The following is a 20,928-nucleotide window of genomic DNA, read 5'->3' on the forward strand; positions in this document are numbered from 1 at the left end:
GCAAAATTCTGTAGATAACAAAAAATGAGGTCAGGATTTTCGTCCCAACCTCTTACCTGGTTAGCTAATAACTAGCTACTATGAATATTAACTTGGGCTAAAAACATCCACTGGATGTGCCAACTCTTCCAATTTCTAGGAGTTGGAGTGATACAGTCTCCCAGACTTACTTACGGTCTTTATTTTTAGCGTAAGGCTAAAAACGTCCCCCGGACTTACCAGTTCTCTCTTATTTAAAGGAACTGGGGTAAAAACATCCACTGGATATGCCTGCGTTTCTATTTTCTAGCGCAGGGCTAAACACGTCCACTGGACGTTCCAACTCTTCCAATTTCTAGGAGTTGGGGTGATACAGTCTCCCAGACTGTATCACTCCTCCATAAAACTATTGAAGACTTCTTCAATCATGTTCCATTCGTCTTCTGAGTCTTCTGGGATTGGTTGCAATTCGCCTTCTGTTCCATCTTCGTTTTCGATGAATGAGTAAGCTTGGATTTCAACTTGTCCGTCTTCGTCTTCTTCTGCGTTAACTGGTACTAGAAGAACATAGTTTTTGCCAAATTCTTCTTTTCCGTCAATCGTCAAAAGGATTTCAAACAAGGTTTCATTTCCTTGCTCATCTACTAGTGTAATTAATTCACGTTCTTCGTGGTCGTGGTTATGATCGTGTGACATAGCCTCTCCTTTATATTAAAATTTTCTATCTAAATAATTTTGTAAAATCAGCTGAGCTGCTAACTTATCAATGACTTTCTTACGCTTATTGCGACTGATATCTGCTTGTTCAATCAACATGCGCTCAGCAGCCACTGTTGTCAAGCGTTCATCTTGATAGTCTACTGGTAAACCAAAAAGCTCTTCTAGCTTTGCTCCGTATGCTTGACTAGCTTCCACGCGCGGTCCGCTTGTATTATTCATGTTTTTAGGCAAGCCCACTACAAATCGTTCCACCTTATAAGTATCAACCAACTCCTTAACGCGGTCAAAACCAAATTGGCCTTGCTCCTCATTGATTTGGATGATTTCAAGCCCTTGAGCTGTAAAACCGAGCGGATCGCTAATAGCCACCCCTACCGTTTTTGAACCGACGTCCAATCCCATAATTCTCATAGGTTATAGATCGACTCCTTGTCCTTTAAGGTAGTAGCGGACCAATTCCTCAACGATTTCATCACGCTCATACTTACGGATTTGATTTCGTGCATTATTATAACGAGGAACGTAGGCAGGGTCTCCACTCAATACGTAGCCTACGATTTGGTTAATTGGGTTGTAGCCCTTATCGTTCAACGAAGCATAGACATCAGTCAAAGTTTCGCTAATTTCTTTTTTATTGGAATCGTCCAATTTAAAACGTACTGTTTCTTCAGTAAATCCCATTCTAACACCCTCTTTCCTTAGAATAGTACCATTATAGCATAATTCCTTACGTTCTACAATTCAGGCAGTCTATTTATTTGGATTTTCTATTGTTCTGTCGCACCATTTGCCAATCTGTCTGAAATATATTTGCTTGGTTCATTCTTCAAGAGATTTTCTAAACCAATGTTCTTCAAATATTCTAACTGAGAAGCCTTCTTGACATCCAGAACTTGAAAATCAAAACTAGTGGTTGTTTGAAGTTCTGTTGCGCTCAATAGTTTAGTTTCAAGCTTAAATCCTGCTAATTTGCGAGCTTCTATGATAGACTCATCCTTCTCCTCCGCCTCAAGGAGAGCTTTTTGAGTTTCTTCCACACCATGTTGGTCAATATAGGTCTTCAACTCATCTGAGACTGGACGCTTTTGTTGGATGGTTAGGTTCAAAAAAGTTTTGTCTTTATAAGTAATGGTTTGAGTTTGCTGGCTACCATCATCTGACTTGGGCAAGATCAAAGTCTTGGTTACAACTGTATTCTTCTCAGCATTTTCAATAACTGGCAATGCCGACTGAAGCGTATCCTTTTCTGTTTTTGTAGCTGGTCCAGTTTCTTTTTTCTGTCCGCAACCAACCAGGACAAAAAGGAAAGCTAGACTAACAAGAACTATTTTTTTCATTTCTTTCTTCTTTCTTTTTGAAATTAAAATAGAATAAGACTGGGAGTTGCTCCCAGCCTTGATGTTTATAGAGCTGCACGCAAACGTGCTTCTGCATTTTCTACATTACGGACAGAGCGTGGTAGGAAGGCACGAATATCGTCTTCCTTGTAGCCAACTTGTAGGCGTTTTTCATCCACAAGAATTGGGCTCTTTAAAATTCTCGGTGTTTCCATAATCAGATTGAGGACTTCATTGACACTCAAATCTTCAATATCCACTCCAAGGGCTTTGGCATAGCGATTTTTAGACGAAACGATGCTGGCTATTCCGTTATCTGTTTTTGTCAGAATATCCAGTAATTCTTCTCGCGTAATTCCTTCTTTACCAAGATTTTGTTCTTTATAACTTAACTGGTGGGCATTGAGCCAGGTTTTTGCTTTTTTACAGCTAGTACAACTTGAGACTGTATAAATTTTAATCATGTACCTACCCCTTTCGCTACATGTTACTATCAGTTTAGTCTATTATACCATAAAAAACATCCGACTTGCGACCTATTTTTAAATTTTTTTGACTTTTTTCGTCATTTTCGTACTTTTTTCTTGACAAAATGAAATTTACAGCCATTCTTGATATTTCTTGATATAGATTTTTTTCACAATTGTCACGCTAATCATATACAAAATAATGATGAAAAGTAAAAAGATGAAATAAATCGATTTTAAAGGAGTTAGATGGAGAAGGCTAGCTAGTGGACTGTAGGGAAGGAAGGTCACAAAGGCTGCAGCCAATAAGGTTGTCACAAGGACTAGCCAAGCTGGACGACTTTGTAAAAAGGGAATTTTAGCTGAACGCAGCATATGGATAACCATGGTCTGTGACCACATGGACTCGATAAACCAACCTGTCTGAAACAAGACAATAAATCCTACGGCAGACTCCGCTCCATGGACATAGGCTTGACCTGTCGTCATGGGTACAATGATAAAATAGAGCAAAATAAAGGTCAAAATATCAAAGGCAGAAGAGATAGGCCCCATCCAAACCATGAAACGTGTGATAGACTTGGCTTCCCAGGTATGCGGATTTCTCAAAAAATCTTTATCCACCTTGTCAAAAGGCAAGGCAATACAAGACAAATCATAAACTAGATTTAGGATAATCAAATGGACTGGTGCCATTGGTAAAAATGGCAAAAAGATTCCAGAGACCAATAGGGATAAGATATTTCCAAAATTAGAACTCACTGTCATTTTGATATATTTAGTCATATTGGCATAGACCTTACGCCCTTCAACAAGTCCTTTTTCAAGCACCATGAGATCCTTATCAAGTAGGATAACATCAGCCGTTTCTTTGGCAATATCTACTGCTGTATCAACAGAAATCCCCACATCTGCAACTTTCATAGAAGGAGCATCATTGATTCCATCTCCCATATAGCCGACAGCATGACCATTAGCCTTAAATTGCAAAATAATCCTCGCTTTTTGGTCAGGTGAAAGTTTGGCAAAGACTGTTACCTCCTCTACGGCTTGGGCCAATTCTTGATCACTCATCTGATCAATTTCAGATCCTAACAGCATCTGATTGATATCCAGACCAACCTTTTCACAGACTGCTTGAGTAACTTTTTCGTTGTCTCCCGTCAAAATCTTTGTTTGAACTCCATGTTCTAACAGAGCCTTAATTGCTGGTGCTGCAGATGATTTAGGAGGGTCTAGGAAGGCTAAATAACCAGTTAGAATCATATCCCCTTCATCATCAACTGTATAGGCATGACCTTCCCTCAAACCTGACTTATAGGCTACTCCCAAGACACGCAAACCTTGTTGATTTAGCTGTCGGACTTCTGCTAAAATTTCTTCTCTAATAGCATCTGTCAAGGGAGTAATCACTCCTTGGTATTCGGCATAACTGGAAATCGTCAACATTTCCTCTAGGGCACCCTTGGTTACCAAACTAACAACTTCGTGTTCATCCTTAACGATAACACTCATACGTCTACGTTCAAAATCAAAGGGAAGCTCATCTATTTTTTGAAAAGTTTGAGCCAGATTTTGCAAGAGGGCGTGTTCTTTTGCTTCCTTTTCAGTCCGTTTGATGATGGCTCTGTCCATCAAATTTTTCAAGCCTGTTTGAAAATAAGAATTGAGATAAGCTCGTCTCAAGACGGTCAAATCCAAGCGTCCGTGGATGTTCAAGGGATATTCAAGGACAATTTCGTCTTGGGTTAGAGTTCCTGTCTTATCTGTACACAAAATATCAATCGCCCCTAAGTCCTGTATGGCATTGAGTTTCTTGATAACCACTTTTTCCTTGGCCATAATGATGGAGCCTTTTGCTAGACTGGCCGTGATAATCATAGGAAGCATCTCAGGTGTCAATCCAACACCAACACTCAAAGCAAATACGCCAGCTTCCAGCCAGTCACCATCTGTTAAACCATTGGACAAGAAAACGATGGGCACCATGACCAGCATCAAACGAATTAAGAGCCACGAAATACTATTCATCTCCCGTTCAAACGAAGTAGGCTCATCATAGGTGTTCAAAGTCTGCTCAATGGCCCCCATCATGGTATCATCACCAACTGCTAAAACCACGGCCTTGGCACTACCAGACAAGACATTGGTTCCCATAAAGGCGAGCGCTTCTGCTTCTAGCAGACTATCAGATTGTTGAACTGTTGCCTTGGTCAAGGCCAATTTTTCAACCGATTCACTTTCACCTGTCATGCCAGACTGTTGTACAAAGAAATCGCGCGACTCAAATAAAAGAAGATCTGCTGGAATCATGTCTCCAGCGCTTAATTTAACCACGTCACCCACTACCAAATCATCGATAGGTACTTCTTGGATTTCTCCTTGACGAATGACAGTCGCTGTGTTGACAATCATTTTTGATAGATTGGTCGCAGCCTTATCACTACGGAGTTCTTGGACAAAGCGTATGCCACCAGAAATGAGGACTAGGACAACGATGATAATAGAAGTCGTCGGATCCTCTTGACCTGGTTTTGCCAACCAGACATTGGTCACCAAGGAAATCACGGCGATGACCAGTAAGATGATCGTAAAAGGATTGATAATGGATTCGTAAATCTTTTTGAGGATACTGTCTTCTTGACCCTTTGTGATGGTATTTTCGCCATATAGGTCACGATTTTTCTCCACCTGCTCCTCAGTCAAGCCTGTTAGACTTGTCTTATAAAAAGATAGAGTTTCGTTTAAAGATGTATGAATAGCTGTTGCTAATCTTTCTTTTGTAGTTTTCATTGGTTTCTCCTATCTGTATGAATGATGTGTTTCATACACAGAGACCAATCACTTTATAAGGGCAGAACGACACAAATCAGCGATTGGCTGTGTATGTGCGGTTCCGGATGATCGTCAATTTGCATCGTCTATCTCCTTTCTTTGATTTAAACAGTAGAAAATCCCACCATAAAATGGCAGGATTAAAAAACTAATTATCTGTTTTTCGTTCAAGCTTTAACTCCATAGGGCAATGTAATGAGCTTAGTCTTGGCCTTCGCGACCAGGACTGTTGACCAACGAGTAGTGTCTCCACTGCTTTGCGGTAGTCATCCGTATCCCTATGGTAGCCTCACCTACCGTTTTCGTCTTTCAGTATAAACCTTTAAAATTTAAAAGTCAATCATTTGAGTTGTTTAACTCTTAAATAACTATCAACTCTTTTGGAGCAAGGGTCAATAATTCACAACCTGTCTCTGTAATCAGGATATCATCCTCGATACGAACGCCATATTTGCCTTCGATATAGATACCTGGTTCATCGGTCAATGCCATACCTGCCTTAATAGTTTCTGTAGAAGTCTGGCTAAAGTATGGTTCCTCATGGATATCCAGTCCAATACCGTGTCCAATACCGTGGGTAAAGTAGTCGCCATAGCCTGCCTCGATGATAATATCACGAGGAATTTTATCAAAGTCTCGGAAACCTAATCCTGCCTTAGCCTGGTCAATCAAGGCTTGGTTGGCTTTCAAAACCGTATTGTAAATCTCTGCTTGCTCGTCGCTAACATGCCCTAGATAGATAGTCCGTGTCATATCACTGACATAGTGGTCATAAAGGCAACCGAAGTCCATTGTAATGGCTTCTCCTAGCTCCACTGGTTTGTGCATAGGATGGGCATGGGGTTTGGAAGAGTTGATACCGCTAGCTAGAATGGTGTCAAAAGACAAGCCAGATGCTCCCAACTCACGCATGCGGAAGTCAAGGAAGTTGGCAATCTCAATTTCAGTCTTTCCTGGTTTGATAAAGTCAAGTGCATCGCGGAAAGCTTGGTCTGAGATAGAACAAGCCTTGCGAATAGCTGCAATCTCCGCTTCATCCTTAATCATTCGAAGACCTTCAACAAACTGAGTCTGTGGAAGCAAGTCAATTCCTTCAAAGGTTGCCTGCATACGGTGGTAATAAGAGACTGAAATCTCATCTTCAAAACCGATACGAGACAAGCCCATGTCCTTGACAATGCCTGCAATGACAGCCAATTCATCACGGTCAGCCACAATCTCAAAGCCACTGGTTTCTTGCTTGGCTGCAATGATATAGCGAGAGTCTGTCACCAAGACCTGACGGTCACGGCTGATGAAGACTGTTCCGTTCGAACCCCAAAAACCAGTCAAATAATAGACGTTTTTAAGGTTATTGATGATGATGCCATCTAGTTCTTTTTCTTGCATTTTAGTTAGAAATGCTTGTACACGTTTATTCATGATGTAACTTTCCTTTCAAATACTGTCCTGTGTAGCTGGCTTCGTTGGCCGCTACTTCTTCTGGAGTTCCTGTTGCGATGATGGTTCCACCGCCGACACCGCCCTCAGGTCCCAAGTCAATAATATGGTCTGCCGTCTTGATAACATCCAGATTGTGCTCAATGACAAGAACTGTATTGCCATCATCGACAAAGCGAGCTAAAACCTTAAGCAAGCGAGCGATATCCTCGGTATGAAGCCCTGTCGTCGGCTCGTCCAGAATGTAGAAAGATTTTCCTGTCGATCGTTTGTGGAGTTCACTAGCCAGCTTCATACGCTGGGCTTCTCCCCCAGAAAGGGTGGTAGCTGGTTGCCCTAGCGTTACATATCCCAGTCCCACATCCTTGATGGTCTGGAGTTTGCGTTGAATTTTCGGAATGTGTTGGAAGAATTCCACCGCATCGTTGACAGTCATATCCAAGACCTGCGAGATATTTTTTTCCTTGTAATGGACTTCTAGGGTTTCACTGTTGTAACGGGTCCCGTGGCAAACTTCACAAGCCACATAAACATCTGGCAAGAAGTGCATCTCAATCTTGATAATCCCGTCACCTGAGCAGGCTTCACAGCGACCTCCCTTAACATTGAAACTAAAACGTCCCTTTTTGTAACCACGAATCTTAGCCTCATTTGTCTGGGCAAAAAGGTCACGTATATCGTCAAAAACTCCTGTATAGGTAGCCGGGTTAGACCTTGGCGTTCGTCCAATCGGGCTCTGGTCAATATCAATCAAACGATCAACATGCTCAATCCCTGTAATCGTCTTGAATTTACCAGGCTTGTCTGAATTACGGTTGAGCTTCTGGGCAATAGCTTTTTTGAGAATGCTATTGATTAGGGTCGATTTACCTGAACCTGATACACCTGTCACTGCGATGAATTTTCCTAGTGGAAAGCGAGCTGTGACATTTTGCAGGTTGTTCTCACGCGCTCCCGCCACCTCGATAAAACGACCATTACCGACACGACGCTCTTCTGGTACTGGAATGGCACGTTTGCCTGACAAGTACTGACCTGTGATAGACTTGCTATTGCGAGCAACCTGCTTGGGCGTACCCGCAGCAACAATCTCCCCACCAAAAACACCGGCACCGGGACCAACGTCAATCAGATAATCCGCCTCACGCATGGTATCTTCGTCATGTTCTACTACTATGAGAGTATTACCCAAATCACGCATCTTTTTGAGACTGGCAATCAGACGGTCATTATCCCTCTGGTGAAGACCGATTGACGGCTCGTCTAAAATATAAAGGACACCTGATAGGTTAGAACCAATCTGGGTTGCCAAGCGAATACGCTGACTTTCCCCACCTGAAAGGGTTCCTGCCGAACGTGACAGGGTCAGATAGTTAAGACCCACGTTATTAAGGAAGGTCAAACGGTCCTTGATTTCCTTGAGAATGGGACGAGCAATAATAGCTTCATTTTCAGACAAGGTTAGCTGACTCACCAACTCCAAGTGGTCAGCGATAGATAGGTTTGAAATTTCTCCGATATGTGGTCCTTGCTCGCCACCCACACGAACAGACAGGGCCTGGTCATTGAGACGATAGCCGTGACAGGTTCCGCAGGTCAGCTCATTCATATAGAGGCGCATCTGAGTGCGAGTATAATCGCTGTTTGTCTCGTGATAGCGACGCTTGATATTATTGACAACTCCCTCAAAAGGAATGTCGATATCGCGCACGCCACCAAATTCATTCTCATAGTGGAAATGGAATTCCTTGCCATCTGAGCCGTAGAGGATCAAGTTCTTGTCTTCTTCTGACAAGTCCTCAAAAGGCTTATCCATATCCACTCCAAAGGCCGTCATAGCCTGCTCTAGCATGTTTGGATAGTAGTTGGATGAGATAGGATTCCAAGGAGCCAAGGCTCCCTCGCGTAAGGTTTTGCTGGCATCTGGCACTACCAAATCAGTATCCACCTCCAGCTTGATGCCCAAGCCGTCACACTCACTACAAGAGCCAAAAGGAGCATTGAAAGAGAAGAGACGTGGCTCTAACTCTGGAACAGTAAAGCCACAAACTGGACAGGCATAATGCTCAGAGAAGAGCAACTCCGAGTCGTCCATAGTGTCGATAATGACATAACCTTCTGCAATACGAAGGGCAGCCTCAATGGAGTCAAAGAGACGGCTACGAATGCCCTCCTTGATGACGATACGGTCAACCACGACATCAATATTGTGTTGCTTGCTCTTGGACAACTCTGGCACTTCGGTCACATCATAGACTTCCCCATCCACACGAACACGAACATAACCATCTTTCTGAACCTTCTCGATAACACTCTTATGTTGGCCTTTTTTCTTGCGGATGACCGGAGCTAAAATTTGCAGGCGCTGGCGTTCAGGTAACTCTAAAACCTTATCCACGATTTGCTCCACCGAAGAAGCCTTGATAGCTCCATGCCCGTTGATACAGTAAGGCGTCCCCACGCGCGCATAGAGGAGACGCAGATAGTCATTGATTTCAGTCGTTGTTCCCACCGTCGAGCGAGGGTTTTTACTAGTCGTTTTCTGGTCGATGGAAATAGCTGGGCTGAGACCATCAATGGCATCTACATCTGGTTTTTCCATATTGCCCAAGAATTGACGAGCATAGGCTGACAAACTCTCTACATAGCGACGTTGTCCCTCTGCATAAAGGGTGTCAAAGGCCAGACTGGATTTCCCTGAACCTGACAAGCCGGTCACGACAACCAACTTGTCTCGCGGAATCTCCACATCAATATTTTTTAAATTATGGGCACGCGCCCCATGAATGACAATTTTATCTTGCATCTTTGTTCTTTCTAGTCCATTATTGCTTACCATTATACCAAAAAAAGTGAGATTCTATTACCCAAAAGGCTGAATTTGTAGTATAATCAAGAACTGCTTATTTTATGTTTCTTTGGGGCTTCCTAACCCGTATATCACGCGCTTTTGAACAAAAAACACTAACATTACTTTTTACTACTTGCTCCCCCAAAGTACGCAAAAAGGGGAGCAAAAAAGCCCCACAAAAGGGCTAAGATTTGACGAGTTCAGCAGGCAAGAAACTAGCACGGTCAAACGTGCTTTTTTTATTGCTGGTTGCTGATAGGTATATTATACCATGAAGCGCGTGGTTTATAAGATTATGACCTCACAAAAGCCCCCAGATTCGTTTCTGAGGGCTTCTAGTTTATCCATGGTGTTTTAGTTGTCCAGTACGAAACCAAGCGAAATAGGGGGCGAATATGAAGCCTACGCCTACATTTGCCTACTTATATGCTTCTAGCTCTTGTAGTAAGGTTAAATCTAACCCATCAAGGTCAACATCTATTTCAAAATCTATATCTATATCCATGTTTAAATCTATCTCCATATCCTCTAATTGGATATGCTCCAAATCAATCAAAAAATCTTCAATCATTTCATCCCCCCTCACTTAAATCTCAACATTTCTCAACAAAACACCACAAACGCCTACTTATATGCTTCTAGCTCTCCGTTCTGGTGGATTCTCGCAAAGTTTAAGACGGCTATCTGTTTATATCGGTGGTAGCTAGTGGAGCTAGTTCCTGCCATCTCTACGCATTCACTCATTGTTTTCTTTCTCATATAGCAATAATGGATAATAAAGTATTTTCTGGCTCGTTTGTTCTCTATACTGTTGATGTCTTGGGCGAATATCTCCAATCCCTCACGGGTTGCTTTTTCATGCTCACCGCTCAAATTCCACTGATCAGGTAAGATAAGTTCCCAATCCTCTTCATCTATCGTAACTTGGTTTTCACTTCCTGCCATCCTCTGGAATCGTAGAAAGTAAGTCATCCGCTTTCTGACGTTCATCATCGTTTTAAACTTATCCAGCTCCATTAGTTCGCTCCTTCATGATATAATATTATTGAGATTATAGCTGAGGCGGAGCGCCTTGGCTTTTTTTGCTGTTTCTCTATGTTCGCTCTAGCTTCAAATGCTTTCCCGTGAGAAAAAATGTACAATGACGGATGAAGCTCATAGAGGCGCGTGGGGAGAGAGATAATCCCCGTATCTCCTTATGGTTTGATAAGCAATTAAGGGATGTTTTTATCTCTCTTATTTCCTTGTCATTCTGCAAGGAGTAGATCCGAAATAAGAGGGCTAAAAACTCCGCTTAGCTGCTTGTCATTTCTCAGGGAGTTAAGGAGAGTTATTATTGCTCTTATCTACTTGATAAATGATAGGGGGATATAGCCACTTTCTCGGTGTTCGCTCGGAGTTCAAGTACATGTACCCTTGTATTTTAAGTATATCTTTTTTGCCACAATCTCACCTTTTCTAACCCTCGGAAAACCTCGTCATCTTACCAAAACCTTACCATTCCTCTGGTTCGCTAAACATACTTTCAGGAAAACCACAAACTGAAATCAAATACTGACAAGCGTTATAATCTACCCAAAGCGCTCCATCTTCTGAGTGGTGGAAATACTTATCTGGTAGCGTTCCAAGGTATGCACCCATTTTATAAATAGATACCCCACCTTTTTGGCTTGGTAACAGTCCAGTATATCCTCTGCGTAGTCCATGATTCAAAGCGTTGCTATTGCCATATTTTGGTTTTCTGTTGCCCCTGTTGCCTTTTGCTACTTGGTTGCCCGGCAAAAATCTCCCTCGGCTATCACGTTCCATATTGCACCTTTCTACGGTGTTCGTTTGGTAGAATTGTTCCATTACTACAAATTATCTAAGGCCTCCTAAACTACTTGGTTAATGGGTAGCTTTAGAGGTGAAAAAATCAAGCTAACTTCCTGATAGTACTACATTCCCTAATACCTTTAAACATTTCAAAAAGGGAATTTTTCGTACAGAAGAGGGCAGCGTTCTTATATCCGAACGATACATACCCCCGTCTAAAAATAAAGGGGGTATCTCTGCCTCCTGTCTCGTATTCATACCTGTTTAATATCTTATAATTGACTGTTGTAACTATAACGCTAAACAATATTCATAGCATTTTTTCTAACCATGATCTTTATTTAGATTTGTTTGGAAATGTTCCAAAACACTACTTCAGATTGCTCAATCCATTCAGCCAAAAACTATCTCCCTTTCTGGTATAGTAAACAAACTTTTGATAATGCTTATAATACTTGTCACGTTTCATATACTTTGGTCTTTCAGGAAAACCATCGAACATATATCCGCCACGTTTGGGACTCCAACCTGGTTCCACCTTTCTAGCTTCCCTCAGTGCTCTCTCCCAGTAGTATTGGCAATCTGTCTTACTTCGGTTTAGTGTTGACCTGTGTATTTTCTGGCATGATCCACAAACATATAGCAAAAGTCTCTTATAGAGTTTTCTGCATCGATTACCACAAATAGGACAAAGAAAGAAGTAGCGATTACCTCCCTTGGTTCCTGGTATACTTGCTAAATCAAAATGATTGTTTCCAAAGGTGATATACAGATTATCTAGGTCTATCTCTAGTTTTCTACCGTCCGACTCAGCTATACCATAACTTATATTCTTGTTTTTCATCGGCTTTATAAATGTCTCTATGGTTATTGATTTTATAACTTCCATTCGTTCAAAAATCCCTATATAGAAAAAACCAAATTGATTGGGTTTAGTAGCAGTGAAACCACAAAAAGAGGCTAGTACCTCTCTTGATAGTTCTAGCTTTCCACCTCGGTCACATAATCAGCTAAGCCTTTATATTCGCCTTCTACGTCCAACTTTTGGAGTAGGCTAATACTTTCATCGCCCAGCATTTCCAACGTACCAAAAGCGGTCATAGAGTCCATAGGGATAGGCTTATCAGAAAGCAAGCGATCAGCATAGTCTAATAGTTCTAGTTCGTAGTCTGTAACCTTATTGAGCAAACTCTCAAAATCCTCTGACTCTTTGAGTTGAAGCACGCGCTCCCGTTTGTAACATTCTTCAAACGCTGCACCCTCTTCTGGTTGTTTGTGGTAGTCTTTAAAGCTGTCACAAATACGCTTGAAAGTCTTGTTTAGCTTGTGATCTTCTACATACTCAGCGACAAGCGTGCCTTTATCCTTGTAGGTCAATGAGATTACAGGCTGGCAATATGTCCCAGTCATGTATCCCAGTAGCGCGTGACCTGCTACCAGAGCAGTATCTAGGTCTTTAAATTCGTAAGTGAAAGTAAATGTTTTGGCTTTATCCGAAAATGTTTTTAATGTCATGTTGTTTTTCTCCTTTTTCTTCGGCTAAAAATTGCGCTTCATCCTCTTATCTTTAATGTCTGTAATAATAAATACGTTCCCCTCTGATCGTTTTCCAATGCGACTGACTAGCTTATCATTATAGATTCTGGCCAGCTCTTTTCCGTTGTGATTGGTGTTGATGATAGTTGTGTCTCGCTTATCAAAAATCTTGAAAAGAAAGGCCTGTACCCAATTATTAGCTTCATTTTTTTGGCTGTTCATAACGCTTTCTGTTCCTAAATCATCAATAAAGAGATAGTCAACCTCAGTCAGCAACTTCAAGGCGTCATACTCTGTAAAATCACTCTGTCTATACTGCCAACCTGACTGAATGCGCGTGATAATCTCAGTAATACTGACAAAAAGCACACTCTTAGGCTCATTCCTAGACTTATAGCCCTCGTTAATGGCTTTGGCCATAGAATAGCATAAATGACTTTTGCCAGTACCTGGATTGCCCATAATTAGCGTGTTCCCTGTCATACCGTTTAGGTACTCCTTAGCTTGTTTGATAGCAAACTCCTTGGCCTCGTGTTCCTCTTTTGTCTCGGCTTTGAAAGTGCTAAAAGAGGCCTCTCTCAGCTCATTTGACACCGTACTTTCACGCGCTAGCACATCATAGGTTGAAGAGTCCAGATCATGGCCTAGGGCTTTTTCTATGCCCTCTAGCTCCGTCTGTTTGATGTTCTCCCTAGTGCATTCCATACAGTAGGGTGATGTATAACCATCTGGCTTTTTGAATTGTACTAGGTTAATCTGATGGGTTGGGCAAAACTCATCAGTGACCTTTATTTTTTCATTGAGCTGGTCTGTATTCAGTAATTCCATTGTTTCTCCTCTCCGTCAGTAGATAAACGGATCTTGAATATCATCGTCAGACTGACCTTGTTTCTTTTGCTGAAACAGTCTTTGTTCATCTTCGACTTGTACCATGGTTCTAATACCATTCTGTCGCCAGTTCTTGAGTATTGAATTGATATAACTAAAAGATCGCTTGCCGTTATCTGCACCCTTGTCTATAGCAATCTTGATAACCTCTAGCTCCATACCGTCAAGAGTGAGATAGTCAGCCAGTATTTGATATTGTTGCCCATCCATAACCCCTATACGCTTTTGGTAATAGTTAGAGATTTCAGCAGTAGGAGCAGAAGAAGTTTTTTTCTCTATCTCTTCTTCTTTCTCTATCTCTTTCTCTTTCTCTATCTCTGTCTTACATGTAGTTAACAATGTAAGATTGTCAGATGACATTGTAAGATTTTCCTTTTGTTCTCGCTGCTGTTTCCGATATTCTCGCATGTATGCTGCTTGGTTGGTTTCCTGCTGTACCAAGGCTTTTGCCTGCGGTAGTTCTGCGTTTTTATCTTCATCAACTTGTATTAGGCCACACTTAGTAAAGTATGCCATGGTCATATCTATATCATCTTCCGATACGTCTAATTTTAGGGCTAACTCTTCCTTGAGATTGTCAAAGTAACCCTCATAGTATAAAATACAGTCACTTTCTAAGCTCTCTAGCATGAGCCTAATATAAATCACCGTCATAGTGTACCCACCAGGTACCGTTTTTAGTCTCTTGATAAAAATATTATCAAAAAATTTCTTATCAATTTTTAGCCAAAAATATATTTTAGTTTTTGCCATTCTCCACCCCCAGAAACTTCCAGATGTCCGAAACTTTGTAATAGATTTTCCTAGTATCTTCTAGTAGTGGTTGATACCGTCTTAGCCCTACTTTTTCCCACTTTTGGAGTGTCATATATTTTATATCTAATTCGTCCATGACTTCCTGCGCTGAGATTAAACCTGTCAGTCTTGGTTTGACTATATCACGCGCTTCCAGGTATCTTTCCACTACCTCCAGAATGCCATGCGCTAGGTCTTGCTCACTTTCTCGGCTTAGGCTAAACATATCCGCACACCTCCTTCAAGGTTTCTTTGTAACTTTCTAGGTCGCTGTTCATCAACACCGCTAGGCGTTTTTCTTCTTCTCGTATCTGATTGTAAAATGTTTTTGCACCGTCCAGTAGCTCCTCTTTGTTAGCTGGGATAAAATATCCTCTAAATGTCCCATGGCGAACCCCAACAATAGGAACACTATGGCGCGTGATTAGACGGCTGATAATATCTTGCACGGTTCTTTCTGCTAGCTTAGTGATCAGGCTGATTTCTGCCCCTGTTATGGAGTTCTCAGCCCCTACCTTGATTAGTCTTAATACTCGTTTGTCATTCTCTGATAGGCTCATTCAGTTCCTCCTCTCCTTTGCTTTTATTCACAAAGGTTATTTGTCCGCTCGCTACCCCTTGCAAAATATCTTTTTGAGTTTCTATGATTGTATCCAAGGTTTTCAAAATAGCTGTCTTAGTCTCTAAATAAAACGCTTGTTTTGTCAACAAGCTCATAGTTACAGCTAACTTTGTTGCATTGTCCATACACGTAGCTAGAAAAATCTCTTTAGTAAAATAAGGTTCATCTGGTATTTTTTCACTATCAAGGTATATCTTCACTATGTAACTCATTTCATTCCTCCGTAAACTCTTACCCCTGCAAGCTGGATATATCGCCCATAATCAGGGTTTAAATCCTCGCTAGGTGTTTCTATCGTCTGTTGGTTTTCTCGCTCAAATTGGGCGCTTTTTTTGCAGTCTAGGTGGTTTAGATAAAGCAGTAAGCCAATCAATACCACCATGAAGATTACCGCCTGTGTATTGGTCAAATCTAATTCATTCATCTTATGCCCTCGCTTTGTAATTCTTGATATAGTCCACTTGATCAGTTCGCTCCATCTTCAAAAACTCATCTACCTCTTTGGGTGTTGCCTTTCTATCTAAAAAATCAGCAATAAACTGAAAGACGCTGGGGCGTTCTGCCTTGATTTCAGCCATTACTTCATCAAATTCTGCTTGTGTCATGTTGTTTAAGTCTAGTGTCATTTTATTGCTCCTAATCAATCATCATTCCACGAGTATATAAGGATGAGTCTGTCCATGAATCCAAAACGTTCTTTTTCCCTCGTTTTTTCTTTGCGATATCAACCGCTATGACTTCCCATACATAATTCAATAATTGACTTTGTTCCATTGGGTAGGTATTTTCTTTAGTTATTTCAGCTAGGTAAGTGTTTAAGAAAAGAAATCCATCAAAGTTGGAAAGCAGCGTTATAAACTTAGTATCACCCCAATAATTTCTGTAATAAGACTCTTCTCGTTCTTCTAGTTCTCCTATTACTTCAGCAACTACTCTCTGTTTCATCCTTTCCGTCTGTTCCTTAAGTGTTTCCTGCTGTTCACGGCATTCTGTGCTAGTTAGTTCATTATAAACATCATCCAAGTCATTCAATACCCTGCTAATTTCTCTTTTAGCTAATGCAGTTTCAGCCCCTACAAGGCTTTCTTGTATTTCTTCTAAATTTGTTGAAATAGCTTCTAATTTATCTGCTATCATGTTTTCCTCCGTTGGCCTTTTTATTGTCGTTTACTATACAGGATATCCTCACACTCAAAGTTTTGCGATGGAGAGTGTGGGGATTTTGAATGGTTGTTTCTTATACAGTTTTTCTTGTAATTCCCAGCCTCATGCTCTTGGTCGCCAAATTTCTGAGCATGGGGATTTTGAATGCCTTTTACTACACCGATTGCCTCACGCTCAGACTCGCCAAATTGAAAGCGTGAGAAAGTACCAGTTTTAAGAGTTGGCGCTCTCCGTATGGTCAAATTGCCCTAAATATGCTATAATCTAGGCATAAATCTTTACTAAAACCTCTTTGATAATAGCTTGCCTGCTTTTTGTTAAATTCGTTTTAGTGTTAGTGTGAAAGGCTCTGCGGTGTGGTTATTGCTAAGCCTTTTTTGTTGCTCTCACGCGCTTCTTTGGCGTGTTTTTTTATTTCTGAATGCCATAGCTTTGATTTCCTGATAACTCATATTCAAGCCAATCATGGCTATTACCATATCCTCAAATGCCTGGTATTGCTCCAGCTCCTCACTGGTCAAGCTATCGATGCCATTATAGCCCCCACGTTCTTCCCTTAACTGCTTAGCGTTCCTGTCGGTTACTACTTTTAGTAGCAGGTTGTTCATGGTGCTATGCGCGTGCTTGGGTGCTTGTTCCCGGTTCTCAATACTGTCATGCAAGGTTTTTCTTTTTGGCTTTTCTAGCGCCCTCTGCATACGAAACTTAGAAAGTTCCTCACGCATTTCAAAGAATGCTTTGACTAGGTTGGTTTTGAAGTTGGCCACTTGCTCGGTGTTCTTTAAGAATGTAACTAACAAGGTCGCTTGTTGTTCGTTCAAAATATATTCCTTGGTATTCTGGCCACTTTCCATAGCTTGGATTTTAAATCCAACCTTTCCGAACTGTTCAAATCTTGCTTGATGTTTGCGGATCATCTTGGTTATTGTGTGATGTTGCAATCCCGTGCATTCTGCCACAATACTGCTCAGCGTATACGGCTCTTTCTTGCCGTCCATATAGACTAATTCCATTGTGGTTCTACCTCCTGCATGAATTTGGTTAACTTGCTTGTCAGACGGCTCTTCTCGTCCATATTTTTAGCCTCTGCAATGGCTTTGGCTAGTGTATCGATATAATACCGTTCTGCCTCTGCCAACGTGTCAGGGGCTTTTATAGTGGTCTGTGGTTCTTCCACCAGTTCCCCATCCATGTAGTAGCCGTTTAGTCGGATTTCTTTCAGAATGTGCTTGACCACTTTTTTAAACTCTTTTGCTAGTGGTTTGCGTGACTGCGATAAAACTTCATAGACTCCGAACTCTGTCAGCATATTCATTTCTCTTTTTTGACCTGCCCTAGATATTACATAGGTCAGCTTTTCATCATCTACCCGTTTTAGTAAATCCGTGGTGTTTTGGATTTCAATCATCTCAGCAACCTCTACCGCTACAAATAACGGATTTTGAATGTCTCCATAAACATCAAAGTGTTTAGAGCCAAATCGTTGAGTTGTTACAACTTCCAAAACTTCCTTTTTGTTGTGTTGTTCTCCTTTGGGATAGAAGTTCCCAAAAAAATCACATAAATCTTTTTGCTGTGTTGTCATGTCTTGCTTGACCTCTCTGTATAACTTGTTTAGTCTTTTTCTGCTTTCCTTGTTGGGCTTATGCTTGCCCTGTGCCCACTTGCCAACTGTTCGGGGATCTATGCCTATTCGTTGGCCAATAGCTACCAAGTTCAGCCCGTGAGTGGTTCACATTTCATCGATGACCCTTGTATAGTTCCTCTTCATTGCTTGCCTGCCTTTCTTCAATCCTCTGGTGTTAGTAGTTCATCAATAGAAACACCTAGATAGTTAGCAATCTTTAGCAAGGTTTCAATATCTGGGCGCTTAGTACGCTCATAGTATAAAGCTGTGAGTGTGCTTTTTGATAGCCCTGTTTCTCTTGCAACATCTGCCACCTTCAAGCGTTTCTTTGCTAAAATAACACGCATATTATTTTTCAAATCTCTATCCTCCTTTTTTGAGTTTTGTTATATATTAGCGATATCGCTAACAGAAAACATATTACACTACTCTAAAACATTTGTCAATAGTCTGTTATATTTTTTTGTTGTTTGTTTTTTTTAACAATATCGGTTATAATTTAGCTACGGAGGAAACTTACAATGATTAAGACAAATTTCGCTGTACTAATGGCCGAAAGAGGTCTGAAGATAGCAGACGTTTATGAAGATACTGGTATTTCTAAAACCACTCTGATGACTCTATCAGAAAATACTGGGAAAGGTGTTCAATTTGATACCGTTGATAAGTTATGTAATTACCTTGGAATAGAACTAAAAGATTTTTTTGTATATAGTCCTTATATCTGGAAGGTTTACAATAAAGATAACTATGAGTATAAAGAAGACGGGGATAATGTAATCGCGATTAACCTAAAATCTCCTCATAGTGAGAGGATTTATATCGCTAAATTATTCTTTTTCTCCCCTAAACATATTGATTCTCCAACTGATGACGATAGTATCAAACTGTGGGTACGCCTTTCACTAGATGAAGATAGCGGAAACTTTGGGTATAAGGAATTCTATAATTTTATTTCATCGTTACCCGTTGGATTTCAAACACATTTTTATAATGATGTAATTGAGGTGCTAAAAAATCACTATCTCAATTCTAAAACAGTGATTTCTGCATATAGGTATGATTTTCACCCCACAAAAGAGTATCTAACGGAAATTTCTCTAAATAAAAACGACAAGGTGATTATTTCATTTTTTGATGATTATGGAAGTTCACACGCACCTAAAGAAGTTCAAGTGGACAAAACTATCAAAATTGACTAACCCACGCGCCACAATGTTCAACAATCCTGAAGCGCATGGATTCTCGGAATTCAAGATTTTCTAATATACTCTAACGACACGAAAATAAAATAAAACTCTTGAAATATCGGGAGTTATTGGCAAATTACCACAAATTAACTCGACAAAAAGGAGAAATTATGACTGATCTAACAACCTCACAAATAGAAAGACAAAATATTTTAAATAATTCTTTAGCATTACAAAAAGCTGAAGAGATTTTACAAGTACCTGGTTTCTACTTTGAAGATACTTTTTATTTTACAAATTCTCAGCTAGCTACCTTTTTCGAAGTCGACATTCGAACTATTGAAAGACTGGTTGAAGCTCATAAAATAGAGCTTACTGAAAATGGTTATCACACTTTACGTGGAGAAAAACTAGCTAATTTTAAAGAAAATGCTTTTGCTACCGACACAAATGTCGGTAGCAAAGTTACACAATTAAGTATCTCATCGTTCAGAACATTGCTTAATTTTGCTATGTTGTTAACCAATAGTGATATAGCTAAGCAAGTAAGAAATACCTTACTTGATATTGTCATTAATGTGTTAACTGAGAAAACTGGTGGACATGTAAAATTTATAAACCAGCGTGACAAAAACTATCTATCGACTGCATTAGAAGAAGATAATGCTAGAAAAATATTTACAAATGCCATTGATAAGTATGTTTCTGGAAGTAATTTCAAATATGGTCAATTAACAAATGAAATTTACAAAGCAATCTTTAAAGAAAGAGCATCAGAATACAAAAAAATACTGAAATTGAATAAAAATGATAATGCTCGCGCAACAATGTATAGTGAGGTACTTATAGTTATTGCTAGTTTTGAAAAAGGGGTTGCTTATGAGATTGAACAAAAGAGTAAGTCTTCAAATCAAAAATTAACTAATGCTGATGTAATTGAGATAATTCAGAAATTAGCAACTCACCCAATGCAAGAACCCCATTTAATGCATGCCAGAGAGAAAATGGCAAGTAGGGACCTATCTTTCAGGAATGCCAAACATGAGAAATTAGCAGAATATATCCGTCCAATTTCTGAAGAAGATTTTGAAAGGTTTATCGGCGAACAAAGTAAATCCCTCTCGAAACAAATTGATGAATACCGCCAAGTTTTTGAAAGATTGAGGGATAAATAATGGATAAAATCAATTATTTTTCTGCTGAAGAAGCAATTTTACTACACGACATTGAAGTAATTGAGAAAATTGGTGGTTTACATGGTGTTAAAGATAAGGGAAGGGTATTTAGTGTATTTGAACACTTACAGAACGACGATTACTATCCAGACTTTGAAACAAAACTTACAGTGCTAGTATTTAATACAGTTCAATTTCATATGTTCAATGATGGAAATAAGAGAAGTAGCATTGTCTTCGGTATTAAATTTTTAACAATCAATCACCTTGATTACCTCATTCCCTTCTTTATCGAAACAATGGAAAATATTGTCTTATGGGTAGCAATGGGATTAATTGATTTCAATTTTTTAAAAGAAATTATTTCTTCAATTCTCTACTATGAGGAACTCACCGAAAAAGTAAAAGAAAAACTTGTACAGTTAGCTTTAGCTGAAGAAAATAACAAATAAAATCCTTTCCGTAAGCTCAACATGATATAAACCAC

The 20,928-nt window shown here is 40.2% G+C and carries 27 protein-coding genes and 1 riboswitch; of the genes, 3 read left to right on the forward strand and 24 right to left on the reverse strand.

Going from position 1 to position 20,928, the window contains the following annotated elements; all coding sequences use genetic code 11:
• Nucleotides 1–369 precede the first annotated feature (369 nt).
• From KV696_RS05980 to KV696_RS06095, 24 genes are all read right to left on the reverse strand, one after another.
• On the reverse strand, nucleotides 370–675 hold the full coding sequence (locus KV696_RS05980; protein WP_000017620.1) for a DUF1292 domain-containing protein: 306 nt from the start codon (nucleotides 673–675) through the stop codon (nucleotides 370–372).
• A gap of 15 nt (nucleotides 676–690) precedes the next feature.
• Nucleotides 691–1,110 (reverse strand): Holliday junction resolvase RuvX, encoded by a 420-nt coding sequence (gene ruvX, locus KV696_RS05985; RefSeq protein WP_004239076.1) that lies wholly within the window; start codon nucleotides 1,108–1,110, stop codon nucleotides 691–693.
• A gap of 3 nt (nucleotides 1,111–1,113) precedes the next feature.
• The gene (locus KV696_RS05990) at nucleotides 1,114–1,380 is read right to left on the reverse strand and encodes an IreB family regulatory phosphoprotein (RefSeq protein ID WP_000507059.1); all 267 of its coding nucleotides are present in this window, start codon (nucleotides 1,378–1,380) and stop codon (nucleotides 1,114–1,116) included.
• An 86-nt stretch (nucleotides 1,381–1,466) separates the two neighbouring features.
• Entirely contained in the window at nucleotides 1,467–2,036 is a 570-nt protein-coding gene (locus tag KV696_RS05995; RefSeq protein WP_219967112.1) for an SP0191 family lipoprotein, read from the reverse strand.
• A gap of 65 nt (nucleotides 2,037–2,101) precedes the next feature.
• Entirely contained in the window at nucleotides 2,102–2,500 is a 399-nt protein-coding gene (gene spx, locus KV696_RS06000; RefSeq protein ID WP_000591165.1) for a transcriptional regulator Spx, read from the reverse strand.
• A 135-nt stretch (nucleotides 2,501–2,635) separates the two neighbouring features.
• Nucleotides 2,636–5,296 (reverse strand): magnesium-translocating P-type ATPase, encoded by a 2,661-nt coding sequence (mgtA, locus tag KV696_RS06005; RefSeq protein ID WP_219967113.1) that lies wholly within the window; start codon nucleotides 5,294–5,296, stop codon nucleotides 2,636–2,638.
• A 194-nt stretch (nucleotides 5,297–5,490) separates the two neighbouring features.
• A riboswitch (M-box (ykoK) riboswitch) is annotated at nucleotides 5,491–5,641 on the reverse strand.
• 57 nt (nucleotides 5,642–5,698) lie between these two features.
• A complete protein-coding gene (locus KV696_RS06010) occupies nucleotides 5,699–6,760 on the reverse strand; it encodes a M24 family metallopeptidase (protein ID WP_084954304.1) in 1,062 nt (353 codons plus the stop codon).
• Entirely contained in the window at nucleotides 6,753–9,584 is a 2,832-nt protein-coding gene (gene uvrA / locus KV696_RS06015; RefSeq protein WP_219967114.1) for an excinuclease ABC subunit UvrA, read from the reverse strand. Before uvrA ends, KV696_RS06010 begins: the two co-directional genes overlap by 8 nt.
• 463 nt (nucleotides 9,585–10,047) lie before the next feature.
• Nucleotides 10,048–10,200 carry a hypothetical protein gene (locus tag KV696_RS06020; protein ID WP_219967115.1) on the reverse strand — a complete coding sequence of 51 codons (153 nt, stop codon included), beginning with the start codon at nucleotides 10,198–10,200 and terminating at the stop codon, nucleotides 10,048–10,050.
• Between the two features lie 53 nt (nucleotides 10,201–10,253).
• The gene (locus KV696_RS06025) at nucleotides 10,254–10,646 is read right to left on the reverse strand and encodes a transcriptional regulator (protein ID WP_219967116.1); all 393 of its coding nucleotides are present in this window, start codon (nucleotides 10,644–10,646) and stop codon (nucleotides 10,254–10,256) included.
• Between the two features lie 477 nt (nucleotides 10,647–11,123).
• Nucleotides 11,124–11,438, reverse strand: a complete 315-nt coding sequence (locus KV696_RS06030; protein ID WP_045616698.1) for a hypothetical protein — start codon at nucleotides 11,436–11,438, stop codon at nucleotides 11,124–11,126.
• A 376-nt stretch (nucleotides 11,439–11,814) separates the two neighbouring features.
• Entirely contained in the window at nucleotides 11,815–12,324 is a 510-nt protein-coding gene (locus tag KV696_RS10050) for a hypothetical protein (protein WP_261070803.1), read from the reverse strand.
• Between the two features lie 101 nt (nucleotides 12,325–12,425).
• A complete protein-coding gene (locus KV696_RS06035; protein WP_219967117.1) occupies nucleotides 12,426–12,959 on the reverse strand; it encodes a hypothetical protein in 534 nt (177 codons plus the stop codon).
• 24 nt (nucleotides 12,960–12,983) lie between these two features.
• Nucleotides 12,984–13,808 (reverse strand): ATP-binding protein, encoded by an 825-nt coding sequence (locus tag KV696_RS06040; RefSeq protein ID WP_219967118.1) that lies wholly within the window; start codon nucleotides 13,806–13,808, stop codon nucleotides 12,984–12,986.
• 15 nt (nucleotides 13,809–13,823) lie between these two features.
• Nucleotides 13,824–14,621, reverse strand: a complete 798-nt coding sequence (locus KV696_RS06045; RefSeq protein ID WP_219967119.1) for a DnaD domain protein — start codon at nucleotides 14,619–14,621, stop codon at nucleotides 13,824–13,826.
• Entirely contained in the window at nucleotides 14,608–14,889 is a 282-nt protein-coding gene (locus tag KV696_RS06050) for an XRE family transcriptional regulator (RefSeq protein WP_219967120.1), read from the reverse strand. Before KV696_RS06050 ends, KV696_RS06045 begins: the two co-directional genes overlap by 14 nt.
• Nucleotides 14,882–15,223, reverse strand: coding sequence for a DNA-binding protein (locus KV696_RS06055; RefSeq protein ID WP_219967121.1), 342 nt, complete (start codon nucleotides 15,221–15,223; stop codon nucleotides 14,882–14,884). Before KV696_RS06055 ends, KV696_RS06050 begins: the two co-directional genes overlap by 8 nt.
• Complete coding sequence (locus KV696_RS06060) at nucleotides 15,204–15,497, reverse strand: hypothetical protein (protein ID WP_219967122.1); 294 nt, start codon at nucleotides 15,495–15,497, stop codon at nucleotides 15,204–15,206. The genes KV696_RS06055 and KV696_RS06060 overlap by 20 nt, the downstream gene beginning before the upstream one ends.
• Nucleotides 15,494–15,709 carry a hypothetical protein gene (locus KV696_RS06065; protein ID WP_219967123.1) on the reverse strand — a complete coding sequence of 72 codons (216 nt, stop codon included), beginning with the start codon at nucleotides 15,707–15,709 and terminating at the stop codon, nucleotides 15,494–15,496. The genes KV696_RS06060 and KV696_RS06065 overlap by 4 nt, the downstream gene beginning before the upstream one ends.
• A gap of 1 nt (nucleotide 15,710) precedes the next feature.
• On the reverse strand, nucleotides 15,711–15,911 hold the full coding sequence (locus KV696_RS06070) for a hypothetical protein (protein ID WP_219967124.1): 201 nt from the start codon (nucleotides 15,909–15,911) through the stop codon (nucleotides 15,711–15,713).
• Nucleotides 15,912–15,921: 10 nt separating this feature from the next.
• Nucleotides 15,922–16,422, reverse strand: coding sequence for a hypothetical protein (locus KV696_RS06075; RefSeq protein WP_219967125.1), 501 nt, complete (start codon nucleotides 16,420–16,422; stop codon nucleotides 15,922–15,924).
• A gap of 413 nt (nucleotides 16,423–16,835) precedes the next feature.
• Nucleotides 16,836–17,462: a Rha family transcriptional regulator gene (locus KV696_RS06080; RefSeq protein ID WP_219967126.1), complete on the reverse strand. Its 627-nt coding sequence runs from the start codon at nucleotides 17,460–17,462 to the stop codon at nucleotides 16,836–16,838.
• A complete protein-coding gene (locus KV696_RS06085) occupies nucleotides 17,453–18,169 on the reverse strand; it encodes a BRO family protein (protein ID WP_258318574.1) in 717 nt (238 codons plus the stop codon). Before KV696_RS06085 ends, KV696_RS06080 begins: the two co-directional genes overlap by 10 nt.
• 68 nt (nucleotides 18,170–18,237) lie before the next feature.
• Nucleotides 18,238–18,435, reverse strand: coding sequence for a helix-turn-helix domain-containing protein (locus KV696_RS06095; protein ID WP_140832911.1), 198 nt, complete (start codon nucleotides 18,433–18,435; stop codon nucleotides 18,238–18,240).
• 162 nt (nucleotides 18,436–18,597) lie between these two features.
• Here KV696_RS06095 and KV696_RS06100 point away from each other — a divergent pair, with 162 nt between their 5' ends.
• From KV696_RS06100 to KV696_RS06110, 3 genes are all read left to right on the forward strand, one after another.
• Nucleotides 18,598–19,278, forward strand: a complete 681-nt coding sequence (locus KV696_RS06100) for a helix-turn-helix domain-containing protein (protein WP_219967127.1) — start codon at nucleotides 18,598–18,600, stop codon at nucleotides 19,276–19,278.
• Nucleotides 19,279–19,436: 158 nt separating this feature from the next.
• Nucleotides 19,437–20,441, forward strand: coding sequence for a DNA-binding protein (locus tag KV696_RS06105; protein ID WP_219967128.1), 1,005 nt, complete (start codon nucleotides 19,437–19,439; stop codon nucleotides 20,439–20,441).
• On the forward strand, nucleotides 20,441–20,893 hold the full coding sequence (locus tag KV696_RS06110; protein ID WP_219967129.1) for a type II toxin-antitoxin system death-on-curing family toxin: 453 nt from the start codon (nucleotides 20,441–20,443) through the stop codon (nucleotides 20,891–20,893). The genes KV696_RS06105 and KV696_RS06110 overlap by 1 nt, the downstream gene beginning before the upstream one ends.
• The last annotated feature ends 35 nt before the right edge of the window (nucleotides 20,894–20,928 follow it).

Origin of the sequence: Streptococcus humanilactis, from assembly GCF_019448275.1 — a bacterium.
Lineage (GTDB): Bacteria > Bacillota > Bacilli > Lactobacillales > Streptococcaceae > Streptococcus > Streptococcus humanilactis.

Bases quoted from the DNA above. Each gene is read 5' to 3' on its own strand.
- KV696_RS05980 (WP_000017620.1), bottom strand. From the start codon at position 675: ATGTCACACGATCATAACCACGACCACGAAGAACGTGAATTAATTACA.
- ruvX (WP_004239076.1), bottom strand. From the start codon at position 1,110: ATGAGAATTATGGGATTGGACGTCGGTTCAAAAACGGTAGGGGTGGCT.
- KV696_RS05990 (WP_000507059.1), bottom strand. From the start codon at position 1,380: ATGGGATTTACTGAAGAAACAGTACGTTTTAAATTGGACGATTCCAAT.
- KV696_RS05995 (WP_219967112.1), bottom strand. From the start codon at position 2,036: ATGAAAAAAATAGTTCTTGTTAGTCTAGCTTTCCTTTTTGTCCTGGTT.
- spx (WP_000591165.1), bottom strand. From the start codon at position 2,500: ATGATTAAAATTTATACAGTCTCAAGTTGTACTAGCTGTAAAAAAGCA.
- mgtA (WP_219967113.1), bottom strand. From the start codon at position 5,296: ATGAAAACTACAAAAGAAAGATTAGCAACAGCTATTCATACATCTTTA.
- KV696_RS06010 (WP_084954304.1), bottom strand. From the start codon at position 6,760: ATGAATAAACGTGTACAAGCATTTCTAACTAAAATGCAAGAAAAAGAA.
- uvrA (WP_219967114.1), bottom strand. From the start codon at position 9,584: ATGCAAGATAAAATTGTCATTCATGGGGCGCGTGCCCATAATTTAAAA.
- KV696_RS06020 (WP_219967115.1), bottom strand. From the start codon at position 10,200: ATGATTGAAGATTTTTTGATTGATTTGGAGCATATCCAATTAGAGGAT.
- KV696_RS06025 (WP_219967116.1), bottom strand. From the start codon at position 10,646: ATGGAGCTGGATAAGTTTAAAACGATGATGAACGTCAGAAAGCGGATG.
- KV696_RS06030 (WP_045616698.1), bottom strand. From the start codon at position 11,438: ATGGAACGTGATAGCCGAGGGAGATTTTTGCCGGGCAACCAAGTAGCA.
- KV696_RS06035 (WP_219967117.1), bottom strand. From the start codon at position 12,959: ATGACATTAAAAACATTTTCGGATAAAGCCAAAACATTTACTTTCACT.
- KV696_RS06040 (WP_219967118.1), bottom strand. From the start codon at position 13,808: ATGGAATTACTGAATACAGACCAGCTCAATGAAAAAATAAAGGTCACT.
- KV696_RS06045 (WP_219967119.1), bottom strand. From the start codon at position 14,621: ATGGCAAAAACTAAAATATATTTTTGGCTAAAAATTGATAAGAAATTT.
- KV696_RS06050 (WP_219967120.1), bottom strand. From the start codon at position 14,889: ATGTTTAGCCTAAGCCGAGAAAGTGAGCAAGACCTAGCGCATGGCATT.
- KV696_RS06055 (WP_219967121.1), bottom strand. From the start codon at position 15,223: ATGAGCCTATCAGAGAATGACAAACGAGTATTAAGACTAATCAAGGTA.
- KV696_RS06060 (WP_219967122.1), bottom strand. From the start codon at position 15,497: ATGAGTTACATAGTGAAGATATACCTTGATAGTGAAAAAATACCAGAT.
- KV696_RS06065 (WP_219967123.1), bottom strand. From the start codon at position 15,709: ATGAATGAATTAGATTTGACCAATACACAGGCGGTAATCTTCATGGTG.
- KV696_RS06070 (WP_219967124.1), bottom strand. From the start codon at position 15,911: ATGACACTAGACTTAAACAACATGACACAAGCAGAATTTGATGAAGTA.
- KV696_RS06075 (WP_219967125.1), bottom strand. From the start codon at position 16,422: ATGATAGCAGATAAATTAGAAGCTATTTCAACAAATTTAGAAGAAATA.
- KV696_RS06080 (WP_219967126.1), bottom strand. From the start codon at position 17,462: ATGGAATTAGTCTATATGGACGGCAAGAAAGAGCCGTATACGCTGAGC.
- KV696_RS06100 (WP_219967127.1), top strand. From the start codon at position 18,598: ATGATTAAGACAAATTTCGCTGTACTAATGGCCGAAAGAGGTCTGAAG.
- KV696_RS06105 (WP_219967128.1), top strand. From the start codon at position 19,437: ATGACTGATCTAACAACCTCACAAATAGAAAGACAAAATATTTTAAAT.
- KV696_RS06110 (WP_219967129.1), top strand. From the start codon at position 20,441: ATGGATAAAATCAATTATTTTTCTGCTGAAGAAGCAATTTTACTACAC.